Genomic DNA, 25,161 nt, shown 5'->3' on the forward strand with positions numbered 1-25,161 from the left:
GCGCGGCCTCGGCAGCGGCCGGGGCTTCGCCGGCCGCTGCGCCAAGCTGCGTCAGCAGGCTGCGACGTTCGTGCAGCTGCTGGCGCAGCCCAAAGCGCAGCTCCTGCAGCTCCGCGTGCAGGCTGCGCAGCAGTTCCAGGTCCGCCTCGCCTGCGGGCGGATCTTCTCCCGGCGGCGCAGCCGGGAGCGGGTGGTGTGCGGAGCCGCACACCGGGCACGGCTCGCCATCGCGCAGCTCGGCGCGCAAGGCGGAGGAGAGCCGATGCAGCTCCTGCTCTCGCATCGTTCCGCGCAGCTGCTCCTCCGCACTGGCCAGCAGGCTCTGTTCGCGACCAATATCCTGCTCACAGGCAAGCAAGGCCTCAAGACCCGCTGCCGCCTGTTCGATCAGATGCTGTCGCTGTTGACTCAGACGGCTCTCTTCCTCGGCCGTCGTCTTCAGCTTGTCGGCCCCCTGTGCAGCTGCTTGCTTGTAGGTCTCCATCTCCGCCTTATTCTGCCGCACTTGCTCCGCCGCAGTATCCAAACGGTGCTTTAATTCCAGTGCAGCCTGCAGCTGCCTGCGTTCTTCCGACTTCACTTCATTCGGCTTGAGGCTTTCCTGCAATTCTTCCCGACGCTTGCGTCCTCGCTGCTGCAGTTCTTTTTCCTTCTCCAGCTGCTGCCCGATAATGTGCTGTTCACTCTGTCCTTTATCCAAAAGCTGCTTGAGACGGATACGGTCTTCCCTCAGCCCGTCCCGTTCCCGCTGTACCTCTTTGGCCTGCTCCAACTGTTCCAGTCGAAGCAGCAGCTTGGGTTCTTCCTCAGACATCTGCACCCGGGCATTTTCGGCCTTCTCGGCCTCCAGAATAGCCCGTTTCTCATGTTCAACCGCTTGCTGGCGAGCCATCCCGGCTGCGTCCTGACGCAACTGTTGCTGTGCTGCCGCATCACGCATTGTCTGCAATGAAGGCAGAATCCCCTCTGCCGCCCCGGCCTGTTTCAAGCGTTGTTCACCGGCCTTGATCTGCGGCTCCAGTGCTTGCAGCTTGCGATGTTCCTCCATACGAGATTGACGTTCATGGCTTAACTCACGGACCTTGCCGAGCTGTTCGGCTTCCTTCATCGCTTCATCAAGCGCTTGGCGTGACACTTCCGACTGCTTCACTGCAGCTTGTAGAAGAAGCTCCGTCTCCGCCAATGTCTCTTTGCTGGCATTGCCAAGTCCCTGCTGCTCTGCTGCCAGTGACTGATGGACCATATCATTGTCCTTCACCCGCCGGCTGAGCTTGATCGCCAGCTGATCTCCATACTTCTCCAGGTGGAACAATCGTTGCAGCATCTGGCGTCGTTCACTGCCCTTCAGCGACAAAAACTCGGCGAATTTCCCTTGCGGAAGAACAACTGCCCGCGTAAAGTCATCCATTTTCAACCCAATGACATCTTCAACGCAGCGATTCACATCTGCCAGCTTGTCAGCCCGCACCTGTTCCTCTCCGTTGACGGTTTCTATGAATTTGCTGATGGTATTGCTCACCGAAACCTCATTATTTCGTTTGAAACGACGTTCAATCCGAAATCGTCTTGTTCCCTCTGCCGACACGAGTTCAAAGGTAAAAGCAACAGACAAGGAATCCTCGGCATGATTCATGATCCCCTGGGTACCGTTAACCGCACGTTCCACTTTTCCGTACATCGCCAGCGTAATCGCATCAAGCAAGGAAGATTTGCCGCTGCCTGTTGGACCAAATATGCCGAATAATCCGGTTTCTGTCAGTACGGTAAAATCAATCTCCTGGGTCTCCCGATAACTTTGCAGACCTGCAACTTTCAATAGAATCGGCTTCACGGTCCTTCGACCTCCTCACGCACACCCGGCTCATCCTCATCGACAAGTTCCAGGAACAGTTGTACCAGACTGTCCTCAGGCAATGCCCCACCTGTTTGACGCTGATAAAATTTGCGGAAGAGCTCATGTACCGGAAGCTCGGATCGCTGCTCCAAAAGCCCTGCGGCTGCCATCTCGGGATACACCGGGCGGATATGGATGATCCCGTCATGCGACTTGCGGAGCTGCTGGATTTCTTTTAGGGACATCGCCTCATCCAGCCACACTTCCATATCGATAAAAGCCTGGGGATCACGTCCTTCATCCAGCCAACGATAGATCTCAGCCAGACCGCCACGCGCCTTCCAACGAACAAGTGGACGTCCAGAGGTCAACAGCACTTCTTCCACATTTGCGCCCCCTCCAGGTACCAGATCCACCATTGTGACGGACTTGCTCTGCCCCGCTTCGGAGAAACTGTAGGCCAGCGGAGAACCACTATACCGAATCACGCCTTCTCCTTTCACCGCCTGCGCACGATGGAGATGTCCCAGCGCTGTATATTGCGCCCCTGTCGACAACGCAGACGGATCAACCGTATACGCGCCTCCTACCTGAATCGGACGCTCCGAATCACTTTCAACCCCACCCAGAACATAAATATGGCTCATTGCCAAATTCACTGTATCTGGGCGAAACGAAGCAGCCAGACGCTGCATCAACATCCCAACCCGCCGGCTGTAAGCTTGACGAAGCACATTTTCATCCCCGTCCGTTGTCAACAGTTCATTCAACCGCGCCTCCGAGGGATAGGGTAATGCGGCAATCTGCGCAGTCTCTCCAGTTCGGTTTGCATGGATGGTTACGACTTCTGAAGTAGGCATGCCTACAAGTGTAATTCCCTGTCTGTTCACAAGCGGGGTCACCGAAGCCACTCGCTCCGGCTGATCATGATTTCCGGCAATGACCACAAGTGGTCTCCCTTGTTCCGTAAGACGCGCAGCTGCTTCGTAAAACAGCTGTTCCGCCGATGCTGGCGGATTCACAGAGTCATAGACATCTCCGGCCATCAAGATGGCATCTGCTTGCTGCTCATCCGCCAGTCTGACAAGCTCATCCACAAAATCCTCCTGCTCTCGCAGCCGACTCCGTCCCTCCAGCGTTTTCCCGAGATGCCAGTCCCCTGTGTGCAAAATACGCATTGTCCGTTCAACCCCTCTCTCCTGTAAAATCCATGTTACAAATCTCATCCGACCTTTATATCATTGCATTTCATAGTTTCACAGCATGTCCGTTATCAAAAAAGTACAGCCATTTCCGGTCGACTTTCCGACCCAGAATATCTTCAATAGCACGGCCATACAGCTCTAGCTGAAAACGATAGTTTTCTATCAGTTTGTCCAATCCGCCACGATGCTCCAACACGCGATCTGTCTTGTAATCTAGCAAAACAAGCTCGCCATTCACCTCATACAGACAGTCGATAATTCCCTGTACCAGCACGGTCTCATTTGCCAGAGATGCTTGCATCTTACCGTCTTCTTCCAACGTCTGCATGCCCGTATTTGGTGAAAGTTCTTGGAGCCAATCTGCAGGAGAATGATGGGCGGGAAGTCCATATATAAACGGAATCTCCCGCTTCACCCAATCCGCGTGCAGCAATTCTGTCCCAGGTTCTGTATTGAAAAATTCCGCCAGTTGTTCAGTCTCAATCATGTCTGCCTGATATGGAAGCAAGATTTGAAGCTCCACTAACCGCTGGATGGTCTCTTCCACGATTTGTGAATCAACGGGTGAGCCATCCATAGGAAGATGCTGCATCAACGTATGATACACCGTTCCCCGCTCAGCTCCGGTCAATTGTTTTTCCTCCATAAATTGAGGACGATGCAAATGCAATTTAAAAGACGAGGCCTCTTCCAGAACTGGCTCATACATCGTAGATGTCTCAGATTGTTCCTGCATTTCATCCATAACTTGAACGGACGAATGATCCTGCATGGCGAGCAATGTTTTCAGCTCGGTAACCGATGTACTGGCAGCCACTTGGGTTGCTGCGTGATGAGCATATGTCCACGATAACCGTCTGTCTACCTCGTGTTTGACTTCACGTATTAGCTGTGCACCTTCTTGCGCACCTGATGTGAGCCCCTGTTCTTCAATCTGACTGTCTCTCAAGGTTGCATCTTGTTCATTCTCGATCATCTCTATTTCAACTGAGGAAGGTAACAGGTCCACAGGCTGAACTGCTTTTAGGGCAGCAACACGAAGTCTCCGTACTTCGGTTATGCCTTCTTCCTCATCAAACGCCTGATCCACGAACAGGTCTCGGGATACGTGATCTGCAGCGATGACCGATATACTCCAGCGTGATTCATCATCCACAAGGCAGCCAGCAAAAGAATCACTGCCTCCTGCAAGTTCACGTAGCAGAGCCGCGTCCGGATGTCTCATCAGAGATGGACCGATCCAGTCCAAATAACTACGTCCTGCTGCAAGCAGGTAGTCGGGCAATACCCGTTCCGGACTGTCCTTAATCTGAGACCAGGCCACAGCCTTTTTAACTACATCTTTCACCGTACCGACCAAAATCATTTTCTCTTTCGGACGGGTCAGAGCCACATAAAGCACCCGCATCTCTTCGGCAAGCAGCTCAAACTGGGCACGACGGCGAATTGCCAGATTCGCCAAGGTTGGATAGGCAACGCGATTCTCACGATCCACAAACCTCGGGCCAAACCCCAGCTCCTTATGCATCAGAAACGGCGAGTTCAGATCCTGCTGATTGAACATCTTGGATATGCCGCCGACAAAAACGATAGGGAATTCCAAACCCTTACTCCGGTGAATCGTCATGATGCGTACCGCGTTATCCTGCTCTCCCGAACCACCCGCTACAGTCCCGAGATCCCCCCCGTTCTCACGCAGTCTGGACACATAGGTCAGGAAGCGAAACAAGCCACGATTGGCCGTTGCCTCCTCATATTGTCGCGCGCGATCATACAGGGCCTTCAGGTTACTTTGACGCTGCATACCTCCTGGAAGGCCGCCAACCCAATCCAGATAACCTGTTTCCCGGTACATGCGCCAAATCAGTTCGCTCAGGCTGCCCTGTCTGGCTTCAAGCCGCCACTGTTCCAACTGACGCATAAAGCGAACTAACTTTTGTTTCAGCACTGTGCCGGTACCGTTCTCTCTATCCGCATCGTCACCTATACTTCCACCCATATTTGCAATTATACTAGCATCAATAACCCCATCTGCATCTGTATGTGCATGTCCAGAGGATTCATGTATGCGTTCGATAATGTCTGCCTCAACGGATACTGCCGACTCCCGCAGCCCCTGTTCCATTTCTGACCAGACTTCCGGCCATTGCAGCTGGGTTGCAGATGAATCGGGATTTGATGTGTGCCCGGCATGCTGCCTGTAGCCGTTCAACACGTCAGGGAGGCCTCCTGCGGCCGATACAACAGCATCATAGAAAGATTGTCTCTTGTCCCCAAGACGAATCTGAGCCATCTCCTCTTCATCCAGTCCTACCATCGGCGAACGAAGTACGGAAGCAAGCGGAATATCCTGCCTTGGATTATCCACAATTTGCAGCAGGGACAACATCACTTCCACTTCCGTCGCCTGAAAATACCCTTTGCTCTGCTCCCCTCCAGCAGGAATACCCTGTTGTTTGAACTCCTCGATCATGAGGGGGGCCCACATCAGGGCAGAACGCAGCAAAATAACAATGTCTCCGTAACGCGCAGGTCGCATGGATTGAAGGGCTTTATCATAAACATGAAGGGCTGGTTTATCTGTATCTCCGACCATTTCACGAATACGGCGAGCCATAGCCCGAGCCTCCAGCTGGGCGGTTTCGAGCTCGGCACTCTCCAACTCAGCAGAAGGCAGAGCATCCCCGTTCTCGTCCGTGCTTTCCGTCAGATCAGGTCCTCCGCCTTGGCGGTCAATCAGCATGAGTTCAGGTGTGTACGCCTCATCTTCAAGCGTCTCTGCCGGGAAAGAAGCCCCATAAGCGAGCTGTGCTCGTTCATCATAGGCAATTTCGGCTACTCCTTCGTTCATGAGCTGCTTGAACAACATATTGACTGAATGAACGACTTCTGCGCGACTGCGGAAGTTACGTGCAAGATCAATACGTCTTCCTGCCCGCAAAGAACCGCTCTCTCCGTCTCCCTCCATATCCGAATTCGGTGCGTATTGACGATACTTGTTCAAAAACAGACCGGGTTCAGCCAGACGAAAACGATAAATACTCTGTTTCACATCACCAACCATGAAGCGATTACCCGGATCTTCTCTGGAGATCAGCCTCACGATATCTTCCTGTACCGTATTGGTATCCTGGTATTCATCCAGCAGCACTTCATCGAACCGTGCCCGGTATTCCATGGCTGCATCTGAAGGCATGGACAGTTCTGGCGTAGAATCTTCATGACGCAAAATATGAAGACAGTAATGCTCCAGATCACTGAAATCGACCTGACCGCGCTCCTGTTTCGCTTGTCGATATCGTTCTCCAAATGAACTGACCAGCTTGGACAGCTCCTGCATTAGTGGTGCCGCTTGCTCCAGCTCTTGCCAGAAAGAAAAAGCACTTCTTCCAAACAATGACCCTTTCAGGTCCGTAACCGCTTTTTTGGCAGCTTCACGCAGTTCTTTCACCTGTTCTTGCAGCCCCGGGTCCGTCTGGTCCTTTTTGCAAGGCTTCAGCTTGCCAAAAGCTGCTGGCTGAAACACTTCAGGCAATCGTTCCCACGGCATCACCTCAACAGCAGAAAGAAGCTCTTCGACCATTGCCAAATCTTCTTTTAATGTATCGGCATAAGGTTTGGGGCCTTCCGGGTGCATTGATATGCTAATCCCTTGTCGCAACAAACCTGCTGCACCACTTAGGGCAAGAGCGGCATCGCGCAAAATACTCTGAACCCATGCAGAATGACCAAGCGCCTCGACACTTTCCACCTGAAAAGCAGCTGCCATCTCAGCCAGCCAGTGATCTGGCCAGGAATGACTGCGTGAGAAATCATACAAACGCTGCACAAGTCGATGCATGGCATCATCGTTTCGTTCCCCACTGAACCAATCCACCAATTCGCGAAATGTACTGCCCTCATCTTCTTCGCTGTACTTCTCTTCAAACAGTTCCTCCAACAATTCCTGACGCATCATTTCCGCTTCATTCTCATTTAAAATCCGGAAAGCCGGATTCAGCGGAATTTGCTGATAGTAACGGCGAATGACTTCCATACAGAATGAATGCAGTGTAGTAATAGACGCCCGTCCAAGGAGAGACAGTTGTTTGCGCAGATGTTCTTCCGCAGGCTGTTCTTCAAGCGCACGTTCCAGTGCTTCCCTAATCCGCTGCTTCATTTCGGCAGCGGCCGCTTTGGTAAACGTAGCGACGAGCAGCCGATCCACGCTGAATCCCCGAGAAGGGTCTGCAATCTTGCGAATAATCCGTTCAACCAATACGGCTGTCTTTCCTGATCCGGCCGCAGCTGCAACCAGGATGTCTTCCCCGCTCTGCGAAATGGCACTCCATTGGTCATCACTCCAGAAGCTTCCCTCCGGTTTTGGCATATTCGTCATGAGGTTTCCCCTCCTTTGTGGTGAGACAGCATGTCCCAGATTTGCTGTTTGCCCGGTTTGGACAGCAGATTATATTCGTTACCTTCGATAGTTTCATCAAATTGACAGACAGATTTATACGGACAAAACGTACATGCAACCTCCTGCTGGATACGATAAGGTTCAATCGCTACATCCCCATCCGTAATCCGGGTACCAATCTCGCGGATATTGCTGCGAACGGAAGCAAGCAACGTATCCCATTGCTCCGGCGTAGCTACAGCAGCACTGCTGTAAAAGCTGCCATCTGCCTTAAGAGCAACCGGAATAATGGCTGAATAGCCCTTGTCCAGGGTATTATCCATTTGAGCAATCGCATCCCGGTCCGCCAGCAACAAGCCTTTCATTTTGAACCGTTTCAGCAGTTCTTGTCCTGCCTGCTCCGATGTCATGCCGTTCGCGGATTGCAGCAGCGGGTTATGCACATGGAAATACAATGTACCTCCAGGCATAGCCGATTCTCCAAGCCACTCCTCGGCGGCGCTAAGCAGCACCTCCAGGTACGTGAGCATCTGTAATGAAAGGCCATAATACACCTCATGCAGTTTGAGATCGGTCTGGCTGGATTTGTAATCAATGACTCGCAGCAGCAGACCGTTCTCTCCTTCAGCTACATCCACACGGTCAATCCGACCCACGATCTCCATCACGCAGCCATTTTCCAATTCGAAACGCAGCGGTGGCAGGGGTTTGTCCGGTCCAAAATCAAGCTCAAGCCCAATCGGTTCAAAACTTCCCCGTCTGGACTGCTCACCCAGAATAACCGATGCCCGACTGACAATGTCCTTCAACTTGCGGAAAATGTAGCCGTACCGCTTCGTGCTGAGCAGGATTTCGCCTTGCAACTGTGGTGCAATCTGTTCCACGGTGTGCTCCGCTTCCTTCCGGCATTCCTCCGGAGACAGACTGCCCCAACTGCGATTCTCCTCTCGCAAACGTATCGCAAGCTGACTCAAGGCTGCATGGAACAATTGTCCGATGTCCGGAGCCTGTAAACGGTATAGTTGTCGCTCTTTCAGCCGCAGTCCATGGGATGCAAAATGGGAGAATGGACACGCCACAAAACGTTCCATTCGCGAGACACTGGTCCGTACCTCTGTTCCATATAATCTGCGGCTGGTAGCGGTACGCAAGGGCAGCGCCCGATTGCGATAAAAGATCGATCCAAGCAACTGCTCCAGCTGAGGTCTGCTCGTGTCCCGAGAGACATGCCAGTTATATACCGCCCACCACATTTCAGGAATAACTTCTCCACGACGCCATCTGCGCAATTGTCCAATCAAATATGAGAGGCTTTGACCAGAATGAATAATGTAAGACCAGTGTGACTCCTCTGAACCCGCAACAGGAGGCTGGGCCAGTAGTGGCTGCTCGTTTAATCCAAACATCTTGCGTATATGCCGAACAATTTCTGAAGGAAGAAGTGCCTTTCCTTCATCATCTGCGACAGGATAGCTCAGCCATAACTGCTTGCTCGCTGCTGTCAGGGCCGTATAGATCAGAAAACGCTCATCCAGCATTTGTCTTGTTGCTCCCGGTCCAAGCCCTAAACCTCTTTCCGTCAACAACTGTCGTTCCTGCTCGGTTAATACGCCATCCTCCTGAGGCACAGCGGGCAGCTCACCATCTACCGCACCCAGAATAAATACATACTTGATATCCTGAAGCCGTGTCCGATCCATCGAACCAACCAACACCTGATCAAGCGCTGGAGGAACAAGGCCCAATTTCAGTTCGGTCAATCCGGTCTCCATCAACCCGGCAAACAGATCGATATCCAGTCGTTCGGCCCCCATCATATCGACCATCTGGTCCAACAGATCCAGGACAGCACCCCACATTTGGCGATGCTCTCTCGAACGTTCCGGGTCCCCCTGTGCCTTGGCTTCTGCAGACATGTGATCCAGCTTCCAGGGAATCTCGGCATCCTCCAACAGCCTGTAAAGTGCCGTGCATTGGTCTTTGGCTGTCTTTGCCTTAAGCATTCGTTTCTCAAAAGCACCCATTGGATCAACAATCGCCGCACGGCATTTTTCCATCAAGGAAAGCATTTGTTCCCGTCCCCGGCCGTTAGCCTCCTGACCGTTGTCTTCCAAGGAGAGGCTGGGTACATACTTCCATGGCTTACCATCCGTCCAGCGATATCCGTGAATCCCGCAAGCCAATATATAATTTTCGAGCTGATCCATATCTTCACGGGAAATGGAGCCGTCACGCGGAAGCAGCAGATCCGTTTTGACACACCGAAATACATCTTCGTAACGCCAGCGGCGGCGAACCATATCCAATGCCGAACGAATAAATTCAGATAATGGATGATGAAGTTCATTTCTTCTCCGATCCAGAAAGACGGGCACATCATAATCCCTGAATAGGGGTTCAGCTATGTCGGCGTATGTATCCAGCTGACGAACGAGCACCGCCATGTCCCGGTAACGTGCACCTTCATCTTGCGCCAGACGACGCATCTCACGCAGTGCCCCTTCCAATTCGGCCCTGCGGTTCTCAGCTGCGTAAATCCGGATACCCGCATCACGCCCCTCACTCTTCCACCGAACCCGGCGATCGAAGCCAGCTTCCAAGTGAGCGAGTCCAGGACTACCTTCAAATCTTGGCAAAACTTCAGGTTGAAGCACAGTTGTCTCATGAACGACACCCAGATCTTCTGCCATGCCTTTGAGGCGCGTGTATGCGCTCGCTGTGGGGTGGAACAGCTCCAGTTCCCCAGGAAGTGTGCCGTGATCATAGGCACGATCCAAAGTCAGTGTAATCGTCACCGAAGAAGTTTGCAGCATCAGTCTTCCAATAACGCTCATTTCCTGCGGAGTAAATCCTTGAAATCCATCTATCCAGATCTGAGCATCTTGCAGCAACGCACTTTCCGATAACCGCTCGTTCAATTCCGTCAACGTATCCTCATCATCAATATATAGTTCAGTCAGTTCCTTTTCATAATCACGGTATATTAATAGCAAGTCATGCAGCTTGTCCCCCAGAATCGGTGCAGACGAGGATGAAGTGTTCCATTCGGAAAGCCCTTCCTCCAGTGAATTGGGATTAAGTTCATAACGTTTAAACTCACTGTATAGATTATTTAAGTCTCCTATAAATCCCAGCTGACTGCCTGAAGCTCCAAACAGCTTCAATTCTTCCTTACGACGCTGGAGCACTTTATAGAGCAGCATTTTTTTTCCTTCATCCCCAATGGGAATACGTGCAGAGCCACCTGCCTCCTGCATTACCCGGTAGGCCAATCGGCGGAAACCAAGCACTTCAGCACGCATGGTTCCTTTAATAGCCCCTGAAGACACCAATGACTGCTCGGTTCGAAACGTACTTTGTTCCGGGACCAGCAGAATAAGTGGTTGGCCTTGCGGTTCCTTTTGAAGCAAGGATGTGATTTCCCGGGTAATCAGCGCACTCTTGCCGCTGCCTGCCCGGCCAATAATAAAGCGTACAGACATGTTTAATCCTCCAAATCATCACGAACAAGATTTTAATTCCCAGTATAACATATCTGGTTTAGTTCGGAACATACGTTTGCCACTATCCGGTAATTTCGTAGATCGGCAACAGCACAGCAAAGAGCCCACAGCTAATCCAAACTGTGGGCCTTTTGCAGAAATGTATGTTCGATTTCTTCGATCAACCGTTGAAATCGCGCGATTAATTCTTTTTGCTGCGCACTTCAAAAATCGCGAATTTCAAATAATGACCTTCGTCTACGCCCAGAATTTGCGGATGATCTTTGCCCGCTGCTTTCCAGTCAATCAGACGCAATACTTTGCCGGCATCCTCGGCTGCATCCGCAATTGTTTCCAGGAAGAGGTCCGGACGCATGTGGTATGAACAGCTTGCTGTTACCAGATACCCACCCTCGTTCACCAGTTTCATTCCTTGCAGGTTGATGTCTTTATATCCACGGCACGCACCTTTGACTGCTGATTTCGTTTTGGCAAATGCAGGTGGATCAAGGATGACCACATCGAACGTTTTGCCACCGGCTGCAAGCGCTTTGGAAGTATCCACTTTCTGTTCTCCGGCACGCGCACGTGCATTACGCTCATCCAGACCTTTGACCTGCTCACGCAAGTATTGGAATGCATCCGCAACGACAAATTCGACCCGGTCAGTGAAACCGTTCAGTTCTACGTTGGTTCGTGCACTTTCAATGGCATGCTCTGAGATATCAAGGCATGTTACTTTTTTGGCACCATATTTACAGGCGTTCAATGTGAAGCTGCCTGTGTGGGAGAAACATTCCAGCACCGTTGCCCCGTCCCAATAAGGGAACGTCACTACCTTGCCACTTTTATTGACAGGAAGCCATTGTTCCGAGCCATCCTGCTCAGTCTGTTGGAGCGTAATGCCACTCTTGTAGCCCCAGCCTTTCATGAGCGGTTCGATGGCCGCACGATTCTCGCGCTGGTCGAAGAAGTACCCTGTTTTCTGGCCTTCCACGATATCGACCTTAATGAGCAATCCATTCTCCGTTACCGTGACATGACGCGGGCAATCCCCATACAACGGTCCCTTCGTCTGTTCCAAACCTTCCAGTTCACGAATGGGCACATCACTGCGTTCATAGATGCCCTCCGGCTGCATGACTTCAACAAGAGCTTGTACGATCGCTTCACGGCAGCGGTCCATGCCCAGTGTGAGCAGCTGTACAACAAGAACACTTCCAAAGCGGTCAACAATCAGACCTGGCAGAAAATCAGCTTCCCCATAAACGAGACGGTATGCCTCCCCATCCCGGATAAAACGCTCCCGGTGGCGCAAGCAATCACGGAAACGTGCTGCAAAAAAAGCAGTGTCCATCTGTTCAAATTCCAAAGGCTGGTAGGCTACAACCCTAACCGTAATTTGAGATGCAGGGTTATAATAACCCGTCGCTAAATAGCGACCTTGATGATTTAATACGTTGACCAGATCTCCCGGCTCGGGATTTCCCTCAACGGAGGCGATTTCATTGTTGTAAATCCATGGATGTGCATGTTCAAGCCGCTTTTTGCGGCTACGTTCCAGTGTAACGGATGGCAAGATTGGTTCACTTCCTTTAATTTATTGTTCAAAAGATAGGCTTGGTGCAAAGGGGACCGCTTCGGGGCTGGATTGGACTTTCGATCGCTGTTATCCCCAGATTTTTCTGATTCCCTTTCTCAAAAGGGAAAATCCGGGGATAAAGGCGCACGCTTCGCTTCTCCAGTTCCAATTCCATCCCCTCCGCTGCGTTTGCAGAATCTCCGTATCTTTCGAATAGGGCCGCGGTAATTGAGGCGACCGCTTCGAGGATGATTGTACTTTCGATCGCTGTATCCCGAGAATTTCTGATTCCCTTTCTCAACAGGGAAAATCCGAGGATAAAGGCGAGCGCTTCGCTTCACCAGTTCCAATTCCATCCCCTCCGCTGCGTTTGCAGAATCTCCGTATCTTTCGAATAGGGGCGCGGTAAGTTGGGTGACCGTTAAGATAACTTATCGGTCTTTCAAATGCTGTAAACTCCAGAATTCCTTTAGCCTGTCATGGTTGTCCCTACTTACTCATAGGATGAGATAAGGACATGCACGGAAGGAATGATGATTTAATGTTCAGAGACGTTGTGTTGCCCTTATTATACGGGCTTCTAATCTTTTTTGGCGGGATGAAGCTGATGGAAACCGCCTTGCAGCGGATGGCAGGGCCCATGCTTGCTGGATGGCTGAACCGGGCTACCTCTGCTCCCTGGAAAGGCATGGCTTTCAGTGCAGGTGCCACAGCCTTGCTGCAAAGCAGCACTGCTGTCACGGTACTCACCATTGGGCTGGCTAATGCCCGATTGATTACGTACGGACGCACACTTGGCATTATTCTCGGCACAAACATCGGGACATGCCTGACAACAGAACTGGTCGGACTGCAGATCGGGCGTGCTTCCCTGCCTCTGCTTGCCCTGTCCCTGACGGGATGGGCCGTCTTTGTTGTGCTTGGCGAACGCAATCAGGCAGCTCCTGAGCGTATGCGGCGGACGCTGTTCAACATGCAATACAGTTTCCTTGCAGCTGCCGGATTTGCTCTCGTCATGACAGGCATTCAAGTGATGCAGTCCATAGCCGTACCACTGCGAAGCATGGGCGTATTTCAATGGTTCCTGGACCGCTCAGCCGACAGTTTGTGGTGGGGCTTCCTGGCAGGCGCATGTCTGACAGCGCTCATTCATAGCAGCGCAGCTGTCATCAGCATGGCGATTACGCTTGCAGCCACAGGGGTATTACCTGTGGAGATCGGCATCGCCATTGTGATCGGGTCCAACGTGGGGACCTGTATCACTGCCGTGATTGCTGCTGCTGGCGGAGCATCCGCAGGCAAATTTGTTGCAGCCTCCCATGTCGTATTAAACATCGCGGGGGCACTGCTGTTTATGCCGCTGATCGGCCAGCTGCATGCAGCTTCAGCCTGGCTGTCAGCGGATAACGGGGCACAGATTGCGCATGCCCAGACCCTTTTTAACGTCATCAGTTCCCTGCTTGCCCTGCCGTTCTGTTACTTGCCAATCTGGCACAAAAAACCACCGGTCTCCGCCCCAGTGGCGAAGTCACCCGTGGCCTGATGTGTTGAACCCTCTCGACAAGCTGCAGCAATACATGCCACATCTAAGAAAATCAGTCTGTTATTTCCTTACACGTTAAAGCCCAATTTATTCAGTGCCTCACGTAAAATGTCATCGTTATTATCGTAACCGCTTTGCTGCTGTCTGGACCACGCTTCTTCGGGGGCATACCAATCCACACCTTTGATTTCTTCAATCTGAGGCTGGAGATCGCCGCTTTCCGCTTCAACGAGATAATAATGAACTTCCTTGTCCACCGGACCAAACTCTGCATGCTGATACGTATAGGCGATGATATCAACCGGCTCTACAATCCGGCCCACCATACCCGTCTCTTCCAGGATCTCGCGCAGAGCCGTCTGTTCCACAGTTTCTCCATCTTCCATCTTGCCCTTGGCAAGAGTCGTTTTGCCGTAACGATCTACAATCAATTGAATTTGGAGCTTTCCGTCTTCCCCAGTACGGTACACAACGCCACCTGCCGAAATTTCTTTTTTGTTCATGTTGCTCTCCCCCAATAACGGAATAGTCTTCATCTTTTACGGAAAAAGAAGGACCTCATCTCCCGGGTATACACTCCCCAAGGAAATGAAATCCTTGTTTCTGACGCCTCGATTACATCGCTGCAGATTTCAGGTTTTCTTCCAACACCCGAACCAGCGTTGCCTGGCTCTCATTCACGCTCGCCTCGGTCACTTTGACGCGGCACACTTTACCGACCATATCCATGGAACCATCGAAGACCAGTTGAATGTAGTTATCACTGTACCCATGCAGTTTCCCACTACCCTCACGGCCCTTGGCTTCACCTTCAGGAATGACATCCAATACTTGCCCCACAAACTGCTTGGCGTATGCCAGCTGCATTTGCTCGGAGAGATCAATCAGTTCATGCACACGTGCATTTTTGACTTCCTCATCCACCTGATCCTCCATTCGGGCTGCCGGTGTTCCTGTCCGTTTGGAATACGGGAAGACATGCATTTCGGAAAAACCGATCTTCTTCATCAGATCATAGCCGTTACGGAACATCTCGTCCGTCTCTCCCGGGAATCCTACAATAACGTCCGTCGTAATGGCTACATCCGGCATCGCTTCCCGAATGCGAAGCATTTTATTGTAAAACTCTTCAGTCGTATATTTGCGGCGCATACGTTTCAGCACCGTGTCATCACCCGCTTGCAGCGGAATATGGAAGTGCCGAACAAGCTTATCGGAACGTTTGATGACATCCAGCATCCGGTCATCAATCTGGCTCGCTTCAATCGAGCTGATCCGAATACGCTCCAGACCTTCCACTTTGTCCAAGTCCCATAACAGATCCGTCAGATCGTAGTTCTCCATGTCATCTCCGTATCCACCCGTATGAATACCTGTCAGGACAATCTCCTTGTAACCGGCATGTACGAGCTGATGCGCCTGTTGAATGATACTGTTCGCTTCCCGGCTACGGGAGAGTCCACGCGACCATGGAATAATGCAGAATGTACAGAAGTTATTACAACCATCCTGAATTTTCAGGAATGCGCGGGTACGATCAGCAAAATCCGGTACGTCCATTTCTTCAAATACCCGTGTTTTCATAATGTTGCGCACCGCGTTAACAGGCTGACGGGATTCCTGAATTTCTTTGACATATGGCAAAATTTTGTCCCGATCCTGTGTCCCGATGACAAGGTCCACTCCAGGAATGTCCAGAATCTCTGCCGGAGAAGTCTGCGCGTAGCAGCCGGTTACAGCTACAATCGCATCCGGGTTGCGCCGAATGGCACGACGGATAATTTGGCGGCTCTTTTTATCGCCGGTATTGGTTACTGTACAAGTATTAATCAAGTATACATCTGCTGTCTGTTCGTCGAAGTCTACCTGTTCATATCCTTCGTTTTTGAACAATTGCCAAATCGCCTCTGTATCATAAAAGTTAACTTTGCAGCCCAAGGTGTAAAACGCCACGGATGGCATAATTACATTCCCCCCATTTCTCCGGATTCATATAATACACAGGTGAGCGCCGCCATTCCAGCTGTCTCTGCCCGCAGAATGCGTTTCCCCAGTCCAACAGAAACCGCGCCCGCCTGATCGGCTTCAAACGTCTCCTTTTCGGAGAATCCACCTTCAGGTCCAACAACGATCAACACTTCTGCACTTTCATCAGGTGCAAGCTGCTCAACAAACGGCTTCAATGCATCTCTCAATTGCTTGCCGTTTTCCTTTTCATAACAATAACATACCAAACTGTAGGCCTCAAAAGAAGATAGCAGCCCTTTCCAGGAAAGTGGCTGCTCGACGGATGGAATGCGGTTCCGATGACTCTGCTCAGCGGCTTCCTTGGCGATTTTCCGCCACCGATCCAATCGTTTGCCCTCTTTCTTGGCGTCATACTGTACAATTGTACGTTCCGAAAGGAAGGGAACAAAGGATACGGCCCCAATTTCCGTACATCTCTGGATCACCGTCTCCATCTTGTCACCCTTCGGCAAACTCTGGGCCACTGTTACACGGATACGTGCTTCATGGTCCATTTCAAGCGGCTCCACAATGGTTGCTGTTACTTGCTGAGCTTCGATGCTCTCAATCTCTACCAAAGCTTCCTTGGAGTTTCCGTCACTGACAATCAGTTTATCTCCAGGTTTACCACGCATGACCTTGCCAATATGGCGCGCATCATCCCCCGTGATGACCACGGAATGTTCATTAAACTGTTCTGCAGATACAAAATAACGCTGCATAAGTCTGTCCACCCATTCTATCCTGTTATGACTGAAATTCACCCCGCCTGACGGCAGGCGTGAATCCAATCGCCACAGATGATCATACAACTTTTATGTCCTTCTGACCAGTATTTCAGTCCCATACACTGTACGTTTCTAACGATATAAACCGATGATTAGCCTTGCCAGATCCACATACATATTCTGGGCAAATTGATATAAAGGTTGAATCGTTGCATTTTGCAATGGAGGAATAACAAGGATCAAAAGGAAAATAAATATGGACCATTGCTCTACCCCTTGCAGCTTGCGGCTGATTGAAGGCGGCAGGATATCCTCCAGAATTCGATACCCGTCCAATGGAGGTAACGGAATCAGGTTAAAGAGAAACAGGAAAAAGTTCGTTAGGTTAAATATGGAGAAAAACATGGTGATTGCTGTAAGCAAACGCTCATTTTCAATGCCACCCAGTGCTCCCGAACCAACCAATGAAGCATAGATAATGGTACCGATAATAGCCAGCAGCAAGTTGCTTACAGGCCCAGCAACGGATACAATGACACCCATAAGTCTTGGTTTGTCAAAATTGGCCCGATTGACCGGAACCGGACGGGCCCAGCCGAAACCGGCAATGACGAGCAGCAGTACACCAAACAAGTCAAAGTGCACGGCCGGATTCAGTGTAACCCGACCAAGAAGTTTGGCTGTCGGATCACCAAATTTGTTGGCAAAATACGCATGAGAGAATTCATGCACGGTAAAGGCAATCAGGATAGTCAGCAGGAAAAAGGGAAGCTGATCCAGTGGGTAACGAAAGAATGATTCCAGATTCATCGGTTACCTCTTTCTGGCTACAAACGCGACCCAGTCCTCATCGCGGTGTACCGAACTGATTTCGAAGCCGGATGCAACCAGTGCATCATGCACCACCTGCTCTTTATTTTTCCAGATACCAGAAGTAATATAAACGCCGCCAGACTCAAGCGCATGATAGACATCATCCACAAACAGCATAATAACCTCGGCCAGAATGTTCGCAACGATCACTTTCACCGGAAGTTTCACGCCCAGCGCAGGGTCCTGGCTGCCCAGAACAGAGAGCAAATCGCTTTCTTTAACCGTAATTTGCTGATTCATTCCATTCAATTCCACGTTCTCCTTGGCACTGGTTACTGCAACCGGGTCGAGGTCCAGCGCGAGCACGTGTTTTGCCCCGAGATGGACAGCTCCAATGGCCAAAATTCCGGAGCCTGTACCTACGTCAATGACTTCCTCGCCACCCTGAATAACCGATTCCAGTGTACGCAGGCAAAGTGAAGTGGTGGGATGTGTCCCCGTACCAAATGCCATGCCTGGATCGAGCTCAATAATTTTCTCATCCGGACCTTGCGGGTTATACTCTTCCCATGTCGGTTTAATGGTCAGACGTTCCGAGACACGCACCGGCTTGAAGTATTGTTTCCAGGCATTCGCCCAGTCATTTTCATCCACTGTACGCGTCTCAAAACGGATTTCACCCGCATTAATATCGAATTCTGAAAGCTGCTCAATCCGAGGACTAACCTCAGATTGCAGGGCCTCCATGTCTGTACCTTCAGAAAAATATCCTTTGATCACTGCAAAACCTTCAGGAATATCATTCAAAGGAAACTCGTACAACTCGCCATACGTCGTATCCCGTTTTTTATTTAAAGTACCGGACTCTTCGATGGAGACCCCTCCAGCACCCGCTTCATGTAAAAAATTTGAAATCATCTCCACAGCTTCTTCTGTGGTATGTATTGTTAGTTCATGCCATAACATACTTCATTTTTCCTCCTCATTTTTCAAACATCCCAACTATTGTACTACACAAGCAAGCAGGTGTACAAAACCGCGGCAGTAAAAGAAACAACAAAAACAGGATACTCGCAGTAGGACTGCTTGAATATCCTGTCTTCAACCGATTTACACCCTTTAAATTGTGTTCAGCAAAAGCGTCCACCATTCTGAGTAATCATCTCTGCAGCTTGCGGGAGAGAGTCGCTGGACACGGAAACAGTCAACAAGATCTCTTGCCTCGGCCTGCCTGCAGAGCCATCTTCCGCATCATCATATACTTGGCCACCCGACAAGATTTCAGTCTTATCGCTAATGAGTGATAGTACGTTCAGCTCACCACTGAATCCTCCGACGATAGCTGTAGAAGAACTATAGCTGGCATCAGGATTTTCGAGATTCGAGCGAGCTGCTTCATTTTGAACGCTTTCGACGCTTAGCTGGTTCGGGTGCAGTAATTCCAAAGCTCTCCGTGCAGATTCGGCATCGGACCAGCTTGTAAACACGGCCTCAATGATCACTGCGGAGCGATCTTCAGTCATGAAGCTCCCGTCCCTGACGACGATCAGCTGCTTCACTGTGGCGCAGAGCCTCTATATCTTCATGGTCCGCAGCTTCGGCGCTGAATTCCACATCCTCATTTTTGGCGGACTGCATTCGTTTCATCTTTTCTGTTTTCGTCAAAATCTTGCCTGGACGTTCATGTTCTGCCATCGTTATGCTCCTCCTTCAAATTGTATAAGTCCAACTAAGCGTATTTACACTGGCACTCCGATGACAGAACAACCTTCCGATCGCTGTTATCCCCAGATTTTTTTGATTCCCTCCCTTAAAAGGGAAAATCCAGGGATAGCGTATGCTTCCGAAGTAGCTTTCTTGCGAAAGCTTTCAGGCGAACGCTTCGCTTCTCCAGTTTTTTTCTGTCCTCTCCGTTATCGTGTAAATGTTTTAGTTGAAACTTACATGAATTTTAAAACTAAATCATACCGCCGGCTTGTTCGATAATGGATAGGGCGCGATGATGTACTGCCTCGTCTACGACGACGGTCAGTAATACATCTCGGCCTGTCGGACCCTCTTGCCCGCCGTCACTCATACCGCTCGCAGAGGGATCTGCTGCAGCCATGATTCCGGCACTGGCATTCGTGCCTAGAGCGCTAGGCACCCAGGAAGAAAAACTGCCGGAAACCCCCGATGTATAGGACGCTCCACTCGGCCCTACACCTGCATAACGACTGAATCGATTGATTGACAGGTCTTCCACACGTAATGCCTCCAGTTTTTTGGCTGCCCCTTCCGCTTGCTCCGGGCTATGGAAATAAGCCAAAATATTTTTTTCGGTCATCCGGTTCACCTGCTTCCCTAGTTTTCGGCACATCAGCAACCACTGAATGCTCATGTCTGGTATCTTTCCGCAACCGTGCCCTTATTATGCAAAAAAGGACACCGAGCGGAAAAACCGCTGTGGTGTCCTTTTACATTCATGATAAGACTCAGTCTCCACGGAAAGCCCGTTTCACTCGGTCAAAGAAGGATTGCTCATGTTCATGCGTTTGTTCTCCATCAAGTGCAGCAATTTGACGAAGCAAATCTTTCTGCTCGTCATTCAGCTTGCTTGGTGTAACTACAACCACTTTTACATGCTGATCGCCTTGCCCCATACCACGCAGACGCGGTACACCCTTGCCTTTAAGACGGAAGTACGTTCCCGTTTGTGTACCGGCAGGTACTTTCAACTTCACTTTCTCGGACAGCGTTGGAATTTCAATCTCATCTCCCAATGCGGCTTGAGCAAAAGTGAGCGGGATTTCACAATAGATATCATCGCCTTCACGCTCGAAGAAATCATGTGATTTCACACGGATGACTATATACAGATCTCCTGCTGGTCCCCCGCGCAAACCACCTTCACCTTCACCAGTCATGCGCAGTTGAGCTCCGTCATCTACACCCGCTGGAATGCGAACATGAATTTTGCGTTGTTTGCGTACTTTACCGCTGCCGCTGCATGTTGTACATTTTTCCTTGATAATTTGTCCAGAACCGTTACAGTTCGAACAAGCACGACGGTTGACCATACGGCCAAACGGAGTATTTTGAACCACTTCCTGTTGACCGCTACCATGGCAGACGGAACAGGTTTCCGGTTTGGTTCCCGGTTTCGCACCAGAGCCATGACAAGTATCACAGCCTTCAGTGCGCGGAATGGTAATGTCGGTTTCCTTGCCAAATACCGCTTCCTTGAATTCAATCGTCATGGTGTATTGCAGATCGTTCCCCCGTTGCGGAGCATTTGGATCACGTCGTCCACCGCCACCGCCAAAGAACATATCGAAGATGTCGCCAAAGCCGCCGCCGCCAAAATCGCCACCGCCGCCGAAGCCGCCCTGGTTTGGATCAATATGACCGTATTGGTCATACTGTGCCCGCTTCTGACCGTCACTGACCACATCATAAGCTTCTTTAACTTCCTTAAACTTGGCTTCCGCGTCAGCAGCCTTGTTTACGTCAGGGTGATACTGACGGGCAAGCTTGCGGTATGCCTTTTTGATTTCCTCGTCGCTGGCATTTTTGCTGACGCCGAGTACCTCATAATAATCACGTTTTTCAGCCACTCTTCCACCCCCATATCATTCACCTTATCGCACATCGTGACAAAAGGAAAGCCAAAGCACGGGAGCCCCGGCTATGACTTTCCCCTCGATCCGAACGTCACCGATGATTAATCCACAAAGAATCGTGAATTAGTTTTGTTTTTTATCTTCATCCACAACTTCGTAATCAGCGTCTACGACGTTGTCACGTTTAGCGGAACCTTGTTGCTCTTCAGCACCTTGAGCTGCTTGCTCTTGAGCTTGTGCTTGCTCATACAGTTTAACGGACAGCTGTTGAACGATCTCTGTCAGTTCATCTGTAGCGGCTTTGATGTCTTCCAGGTTGTCGGAAGCCAGCACGCCTTGCAGTTTTTCTTTTGCAGCATTCGCTTTTTCGACTTCACCAGCGTCTGCTTTTTCGCCAAGATCTTTGATCGTTTTGTCAACAGAGTAGATCAGTTGATCTGCGCTGTTTTTCGCTTCAACGAGTTCTTTGCGTTTTTTATCTTCTTCAGCATGCAGCTCAGCATCTTTCATCATTTGCTCAACTTCAGCATCGCTCAAACCGCTGGAAGAAGTGATGGTGATTTTTTGAGTTTTGTTCGTACCTTTGTCTGTTGCAGATACATTAACGATACCGTTGGCATCAATATCGAAGCTAACTTCGATTTGTGGAACGCCACGTGGAGCTGGAGGAATATCTCCCAGCATGAAGCGACCGAGGGATTTGTTACCCGCTGCCATCTCGCGCTCCCCTTGCAGAACGTGAATCTCAACGCTAGGCTGGTTGTCTGCATAGGTGGAGAATACTTGGGATTTGCTTGTAGGGATCGTTGTGTTCCGCTCGATCATCTTAGTGAATACGCCGCCTGCAGTTTCAATACCCAGGGACAATGGAGTTACGTCGAGCAATACAACGTCTTTCACGTCACCTGTCAGTACGCCCGCTTGTACAGCCGCACCCAAAGCTACCACTTCATCCGGGTTAACGCCTTTGTGAGGTTCTTTACCTGTCAGTTTTTTGATTGCTTCCTGTACTGCAGGAATACGTGTGGAACCACCAACCAATACGATTTTGTCGATATCGTTAGCTGTCATTCCAGCGTCACTCAGTGCACGGCGAGTTGGTTCAAGCGTACGCTCAACCAGACCAGCAGAGATTTCTTCGAATTTCGCGCGGCTCAGGTTCAGCTCCAAATGTTGAGGAACGCCATCAGCCACAGTAATGAACGGCAGGGAAATCGTAGTAGTCAATACGCCGGAAAGTTCTTTTTTCGCTTTTTCGGCAGCATCTTTCAAACGTTGAACCGCTGCTTTATCTTTACTCAAGTCAATGCCTTGATCTTTTTTGAACTCACTTACGAGATAATCAATGATCACTTGGTCAAAGTCATCGCCACCCAGTTGGTTATCACCACTAGTTGCTTTAACTTCGAAGAAACCGTCACCCAGTTCAAGGATGGATACGTCGAATGTACCGCCACCCAAGTCATATACGAGAATCGTTTGGTCTTCGGATTTCTCCATACCGTATGCCAAAGCTGCTGCTGTTGGCTCGTTGACAATACGCAGAACTTCCAGACCTGCGATTTTACCTGCATCCTTCGTAGCTTGACGCTGGCTGTCATTGAAGTAAGCCGGTACCGTGATAACCGCTTGAGTTACCGTTTGGCCCAGATAAGCCTCAGCATCGGATTTCAGTTTTTGCAGGATGATTGCAGAGATCTCTTGTGGGGAGTAGTCTTTGCTGTCAATTGTTTCTTTGTGGGATGTACCCATATGACGTTTAATCGAGATGATCGTACGATCAGGATTCGTGATCGCTTGACGTTTGGCAGTTTCACCAACCACGCGTTCTCCGTCTTTTTTGAAACCGACTACGGACGGTGTAGTACGTGCGCCTTCCGGATTTGGAATGACGACAGCCTCGCCGCCTTCCATAACCGCTACGCATGAGTTTGTTGTTCCTAAGTCAATACCGATTACTTTGCTCATTCGAAAATATCCTCCCTCGACAATTTAAATGGATCCAATTGATCCTTATTTTATTTTTCACTAGTCATGCTCTATGTGTGTGCAAACCTTTATATTAAGCTTCGCTGGCTTCGTATAATCATGTAGTACACCCATTACATTCTGCAACCAGAAATTATGAGCTCACTTTGACCATAGCCGGACGAAGCACTTTATCCTTCAGCATATAGCCTTTTTGGACTTCCTCAACAACGGTACCTTCTTCATACTCGTCGCTTTCCACTTGCATGATCGCTTGGTGGAATTCAGGATTAAACGGTTGTCCTACCGTATCCATCGCAGTCAGGCCTTCATTATTCAGCACCGTTTCCAGCTGACGGAAGATCATTTGTATGCCTTTGGAAAAAGATTCAACTTCCGTACCTTCAGGTACAGTAGCCATGGCACGCTCGAAGTTATCAATAACGGGTACCAGTTCGTTGACCAGCTTCATCGAAGCGTATTTCGCCAGTTCTTCTTTTTCCTTCTGCGTACGACGACGGAAATTGTCAAAATCAGCTTGCGCACGGACAAAACGCTGTTGTTGTTCCTCGGCTTCTGTCTTCAAACGTGCGATCTCATCTTGCTCCTGATCTGCCATCTCTTCTGCCTGGGCTTCTGCAGCTCCGGCTTCATTGACAGGTTCCTGCTCCGCTGCTGTAGTCGTTTGCTGCTCCTGTTCTTCTGCTGCGAATGATTGCTCCTCTTTCAAGATGTTCACCTCCTTATAAGAATGAAATGCTCTTGGATTCATTCCCGTATCCTTATTTAAAGCGATGCGTTAGCATGGCCGTCAAATCACGGGATAATGTATTTAAAATATGAATGACACGTGCGTAATCCATTCGCGTAGGTCCCAAAATTCCGATGGAGCCCAAAGCTTCTCCATCCAATGAATAGGATGCCGTTATCAGGCTGCAATTGGCGAAGGCTTCATGATCATTCTCGGTACCAATTCGCACCTGAATACCAGATCCACCCTGCACGGGCATCATCAATTTCATGAGTGTTGGTGTCTCATCCAACAGATCCAGAATATCTTTTACTTTTTCGATATCCTTAAATTCTGGTTGGGTTAACATATTGGTTGCACCACTGAGGAACAGACGATTGTCATGTTCATTGTCAAAGGCACTGTTCAGCACCTGCATGACTTCCTCATAACGTGTAATATGACGTTCCATCTCTTGTCCAAGCTCCGTATAGAGACGAGACTTCAATTTGTAAATCGGCACGCCAACCAGCTTGCTGTTCAACAGACGGACCACATTCTCCATCTCGGCTACCGAGATTTCCGGCGGGATCTGCACGGTCTTGTTCTCCACCTGTCCCGTATTCGTTACAATGATTGCAACGGCTTCACTTTCGTTAAGCGGAAGCAACTGAAAATGACGAAGAGACGTATGAAAAACTTCCGGTCCAAGCAGGATCGAAGTATAATTCGTCATATGTGATAAAATAACTGAGGCATGCTGAATCACTTGTTCCATCACGTTCAGCTTTTCCGCGAAGAAAGACTTTAAGTCATCCAGTTCTTGCGGTTCCACCTGATTCCAGGGAACCAGATGATCGACATAATACCGATAGCCTTTATGTGAAGGAATGCGACCAGCTGATGTATGCGGCTGTTCCAGAAAACCCATGTCTTCAAGATCTGCCATTTCATTACGGATCGTAGCCGGACTATATCCAACATCTCCCCTTTTGGAAATGCTCCGGGACCCTACGGGCTCAGCTGAACGGATATAGTCATCCACTATAGCGTTCAGAATCATTCGTTGACGCTCAGTTAACATGGTGAGTATTCCCTCCTTCTGACTGTACTGTCCCATGTCGTTAGCACTCCGGTTAGATGAGTGCTAAGCGGTAATACAAAAATACCAAACTGACGTGATCGTTGTCAAGTGAGTTTGATGAGTACGCTCATCTATTTATAGTATAGACCAATGTATGCAAGTCCTAACAACTTTGCTCATATCT

The 25,161-nt window shown here is 50.0% G+C and carries 18 protein-coding genes; 1 reads left to right on the plus strand and 17 read right to left on the minus strand.

The annotated features are described in order from the left end of the window. The 5 genes from PPA03S_RS28100 to PPA03S_RS28120 all read right to left on the minus strand — a co-directional run. A partial coding sequence (locus PPA03S_RS28100) for an AAA family ATPase (RefSeq protein ID WP_157284396.1) occupies window positions 1–1,831 on the minus strand: 1,831 nt, incomplete at its 3' end. Continuing rightward, window positions 1,828–3,012, minus strand: a complete 1,185-nt coding sequence (locus tag PPA03S_RS28105) for an exonuclease SbcCD subunit D (protein WP_062328644.1) — start codon at window positions 3,010–3,012, stop codon at window positions 1,828–1,830. The genes PPA03S_RS28105 and PPA03S_RS28100, both read right to left, overlap by 4 nt. A 70-nt stretch (window positions 3,013–3,082) precedes the next feature. Continuing rightward, window positions 3,083–7,417 carry a helicase-exonuclease AddAB subunit AddA gene (gene addA / locus PPA03S_RS28110; RefSeq protein ID WP_062328648.1) on the minus strand — a complete coding sequence of 1,445 codons (4,335 nt, stop codon included), beginning with the start codon at window positions 7,415–7,417 and terminating at the stop codon, window positions 3,083–3,085. Next, complete coding sequence (addB, locus tag PPA03S_RS28115) at window positions 7,414–10,920, minus strand: helicase-exonuclease AddAB subunit AddB (RefSeq protein WP_062328651.1); 3,507 nt, start codon at window positions 10,918–10,920, stop codon at window positions 7,414–7,416. Before addB ends, addA begins: the two co-directional genes overlap by 4 nt. A gap of 202 nt (window positions 10,921–11,122) precedes the next feature. Next, the gene (locus PPA03S_RS28120; RefSeq protein WP_062328654.1) at window positions 11,123–12,499 is read right to left on the minus strand and encodes a class I SAM-dependent rRNA methyltransferase; all 1,377 of its coding nucleotides are present in this window, start codon (window positions 12,497–12,499) and stop codon (window positions 11,123–11,125) included. Window positions 12,500–13,043: 544 nt separating this feature from the next. Between PPA03S_RS28120 and PPA03S_RS28130 the strand changes: the two genes are divergently transcribed. Further along, complete coding sequence (locus tag PPA03S_RS28130; protein WP_062328844.1) at window positions 13,044–14,045, plus strand: Na/Pi cotransporter family protein; 1,002 nt, start codon at window positions 13,044–13,046, stop codon at window positions 14,043–14,045. Between the two features lie 68 nt (window positions 14,046–14,113). Here PPA03S_RS28130 and PPA03S_RS28135 read toward each other — a convergent pair whose 3' ends face one another. From PPA03S_RS28135 to hrcA, 12 genes are all read right to left on the minus strand, one after another. Further along, complete coding sequence (locus PPA03S_RS28135) at window positions 14,114–14,548, minus strand: NUDIX hydrolase (RefSeq protein ID WP_062328659.1); 435 nt, start codon at window positions 14,546–14,548, stop codon at window positions 14,114–14,116. 112 nt (window positions 14,549–14,660) lie between these two features. Further along, window positions 14,661–16,007 (minus strand): tRNA (N(6)-L-threonylcarbamoyladenosine(37)-C(2))-methylthiotransferase MtaB, encoded by a 1,347-nt coding sequence (gene mtaB, locus PPA03S_RS28140; protein WP_062328662.1) that lies wholly within the window; start codon window positions 16,005–16,007, stop codon window positions 14,661–14,663. A gap of 2 nt (window positions 16,008–16,009) precedes the next feature. Beyond that, window positions 16,010–16,774, minus strand: a complete 765-nt coding sequence (locus tag PPA03S_RS28145) for a 16S rRNA (uracil(1498)-N(3))-methyltransferase (RefSeq protein ID WP_062328665.1) — start codon at window positions 16,772–16,774, stop codon at window positions 16,010–16,012. Between the two features lie 138 nt (window positions 16,775–16,912). Continuing rightward, window positions 16,913–17,590: a site-2 protease family protein gene (locus PPA03S_RS28150; RefSeq protein ID WP_062328668.1), complete on the minus strand. Its 678-nt coding sequence runs from the start codon at window positions 17,588–17,590 to the stop codon at window positions 16,913–16,915. 3 nt (window positions 17,591–17,593) lie between these two features. Next, complete coding sequence (gene prmA, locus PPA03S_RS28155) at window positions 17,594–18,559, minus strand: 50S ribosomal protein L11 methyltransferase (protein ID WP_062328671.1); 966 nt, start codon at window positions 18,557–18,559, stop codon at window positions 17,594–17,596. A 164-nt stretch (window positions 18,560–18,723) separates the two neighbouring features. Beyond that, window positions 18,724–19,116: a hypothetical protein gene (locus tag PPA03S_RS28160; RefSeq protein ID WP_062328674.1), complete on the minus strand. Its 393-nt coding sequence runs from the start codon at window positions 19,114–19,116 to the stop codon at window positions 18,724–18,726. Further along, window positions 19,109–19,288 carry a YfhD family protein gene (locus tag PPA03S_RS28165; RefSeq protein ID WP_062328677.1) on the minus strand — a complete coding sequence of 60 codons (180 nt, stop codon included), beginning with the start codon at window positions 19,286–19,288 and terminating at the stop codon, window positions 19,109–19,111. Before PPA03S_RS28165 ends, PPA03S_RS28160 begins: the two co-directional genes overlap by 8 nt. A 262-nt stretch (window positions 19,289–19,550) precedes the next feature. Further along, window positions 19,551–19,919, minus strand: coding sequence for a hypothetical protein (locus PPA03S_RS28170; protein ID WP_062328680.1), 369 nt, complete (start codon window positions 19,917–19,919; stop codon window positions 19,551–19,553). A 148-nt stretch (window positions 19,920–20,067) separates the two neighbouring features. Next, the gene (gene dnaJ, locus PPA03S_RS28175) at window positions 20,068–21,189 is read right to left on the minus strand and encodes a molecular chaperone DnaJ (RefSeq protein ID WP_062328683.1); all 1,122 of its coding nucleotides are present in this window, start codon (window positions 21,187–21,189) and stop codon (window positions 20,068–20,070) included. Between the two features lie 129 nt (window positions 21,190–21,318). Then, complete coding sequence (gene dnaK / locus PPA03S_RS28180; protein ID WP_062328686.1) at window positions 21,319–23,163, minus strand: molecular chaperone DnaK; 1,845 nt, start codon at window positions 23,161–23,163, stop codon at window positions 21,319–21,321. A gap of 154 nt (window positions 23,164–23,317) precedes the next feature. After that, window positions 23,318–23,893 (minus strand): nucleotide exchange factor GrpE, encoded by a 576-nt coding sequence (gene grpE / locus PPA03S_RS28185; RefSeq protein ID WP_062328688.1) that lies wholly within the window; start codon window positions 23,891–23,893, stop codon window positions 23,318–23,320. 52 nt (window positions 23,894–23,945) lie between these two features. Next, the gene (gene hrcA, locus PPA03S_RS28190; RefSeq protein ID WP_062328691.1) at window positions 23,946–24,977 is read right to left on the minus strand and encodes a heat-inducible transcriptional repressor HrcA; all 1,032 of its coding nucleotides are present in this window, start codon (window positions 24,975–24,977) and stop codon (window positions 23,946–23,948) included. Between the last annotated feature and the right edge of the window lie 184 nt (window positions 24,978–25,161).

It is taken from the genome of Paenibacillus pabuli NBRC 13638 (genome assembly GCF_001514495.1).
GTDB lineage: Bacteria > Bacillota > Bacilli > Paenibacillales > Paenibacillaceae > Paenibacillus > Paenibacillus pabuli.

Bases quoted from the DNA above. Each gene is read 5' to 3' on its own strand.
- addA (WP_062328648.1), bottom strand. From the start codon at position 7,417: ATGACGAATATGCCAAAACCGGAGGGAAGCTTCTGGAGTGATGACCAA.
- PPA03S_RS28135 (WP_062328659.1), bottom strand. From the start codon at position 14,548: ATGAACAAAAAAGAAATTTCGGCAGGTGGCGTTGTGTACCGTACTGGG.
- PPA03S_RS28150 (WP_062328668.1), bottom strand. From the start codon at position 17,590: ATGAATCTGGAATCATTCTTTCGTTACCCACTGGATCAGCTTCCCTTT.
- mtaB (WP_062328662.1), bottom strand. From the start codon at position 16,007: ATGCCATCCGTGGCGTTTTACACCTTGGGCTGCAAAGTTAACTTTTAT.
- PPA03S_RS28145 (WP_062328665.1), bottom strand. From the start codon at position 16,774: ATGCAGCGTTATTTTGTATCTGCAGAACAGTTTAATGAACATTCCGTG.
- PPA03S_RS28130 (WP_062328844.1), top strand. From the start codon at position 13,044: ATGTTCAGAGACGTTGTGTTGCCCTTATTATACGGGCTTCTAATCTTT.
- dnaK (WP_062328686.1), bottom strand. From the start codon at position 23,163: ATGAGCAAAGTAATCGGTATTGACTTAGGAACAACAAACTCATGCGTA.
- PPA03S_RS28170 (WP_062328680.1), bottom strand. From the start codon at position 19,919: ATGACCGAAAAAAATATTTTGGCTTATTTCCATAGCCCGGAGCAAGCG.
- PPA03S_RS28105 (WP_062328644.1), bottom strand. From the start codon at position 3,012: ATGCGTATTTTGCACACAGGGGACTGGCATCTCGGGAAAACGCTGGAG.
- PPA03S_RS28160 (WP_062328674.1), bottom strand. From the start codon at position 19,116: ATGACTGAAGATCGCTCCGCAGTGATCATTGAGGCCGTGTTTACAAGC.
- addB (WP_062328651.1), bottom strand. From the start codon at position 10,920: ATGTCTGTACGCTTTATTATTGGCCGGGCAGGCAGCGGCAAGAGTGCG.
- hrcA (WP_062328691.1), bottom strand. From the start codon at position 24,977: ATGTTAACTGAGCGTCAACGAATGATTCTGAACGCTATAGTGGATGAC.
- PPA03S_RS28165 (WP_062328677.1), bottom strand. From the start codon at position 19,288: ATGGCAGAACATGAACGTCCAGGCAAGATTTTGACGAAAACAGAAAAG.
- prmA (WP_062328671.1), bottom strand. From the start codon at position 18,559: ATGTTATGGCATGAACTAACAATACATACCACAGAAGAAGCTGTGGAG.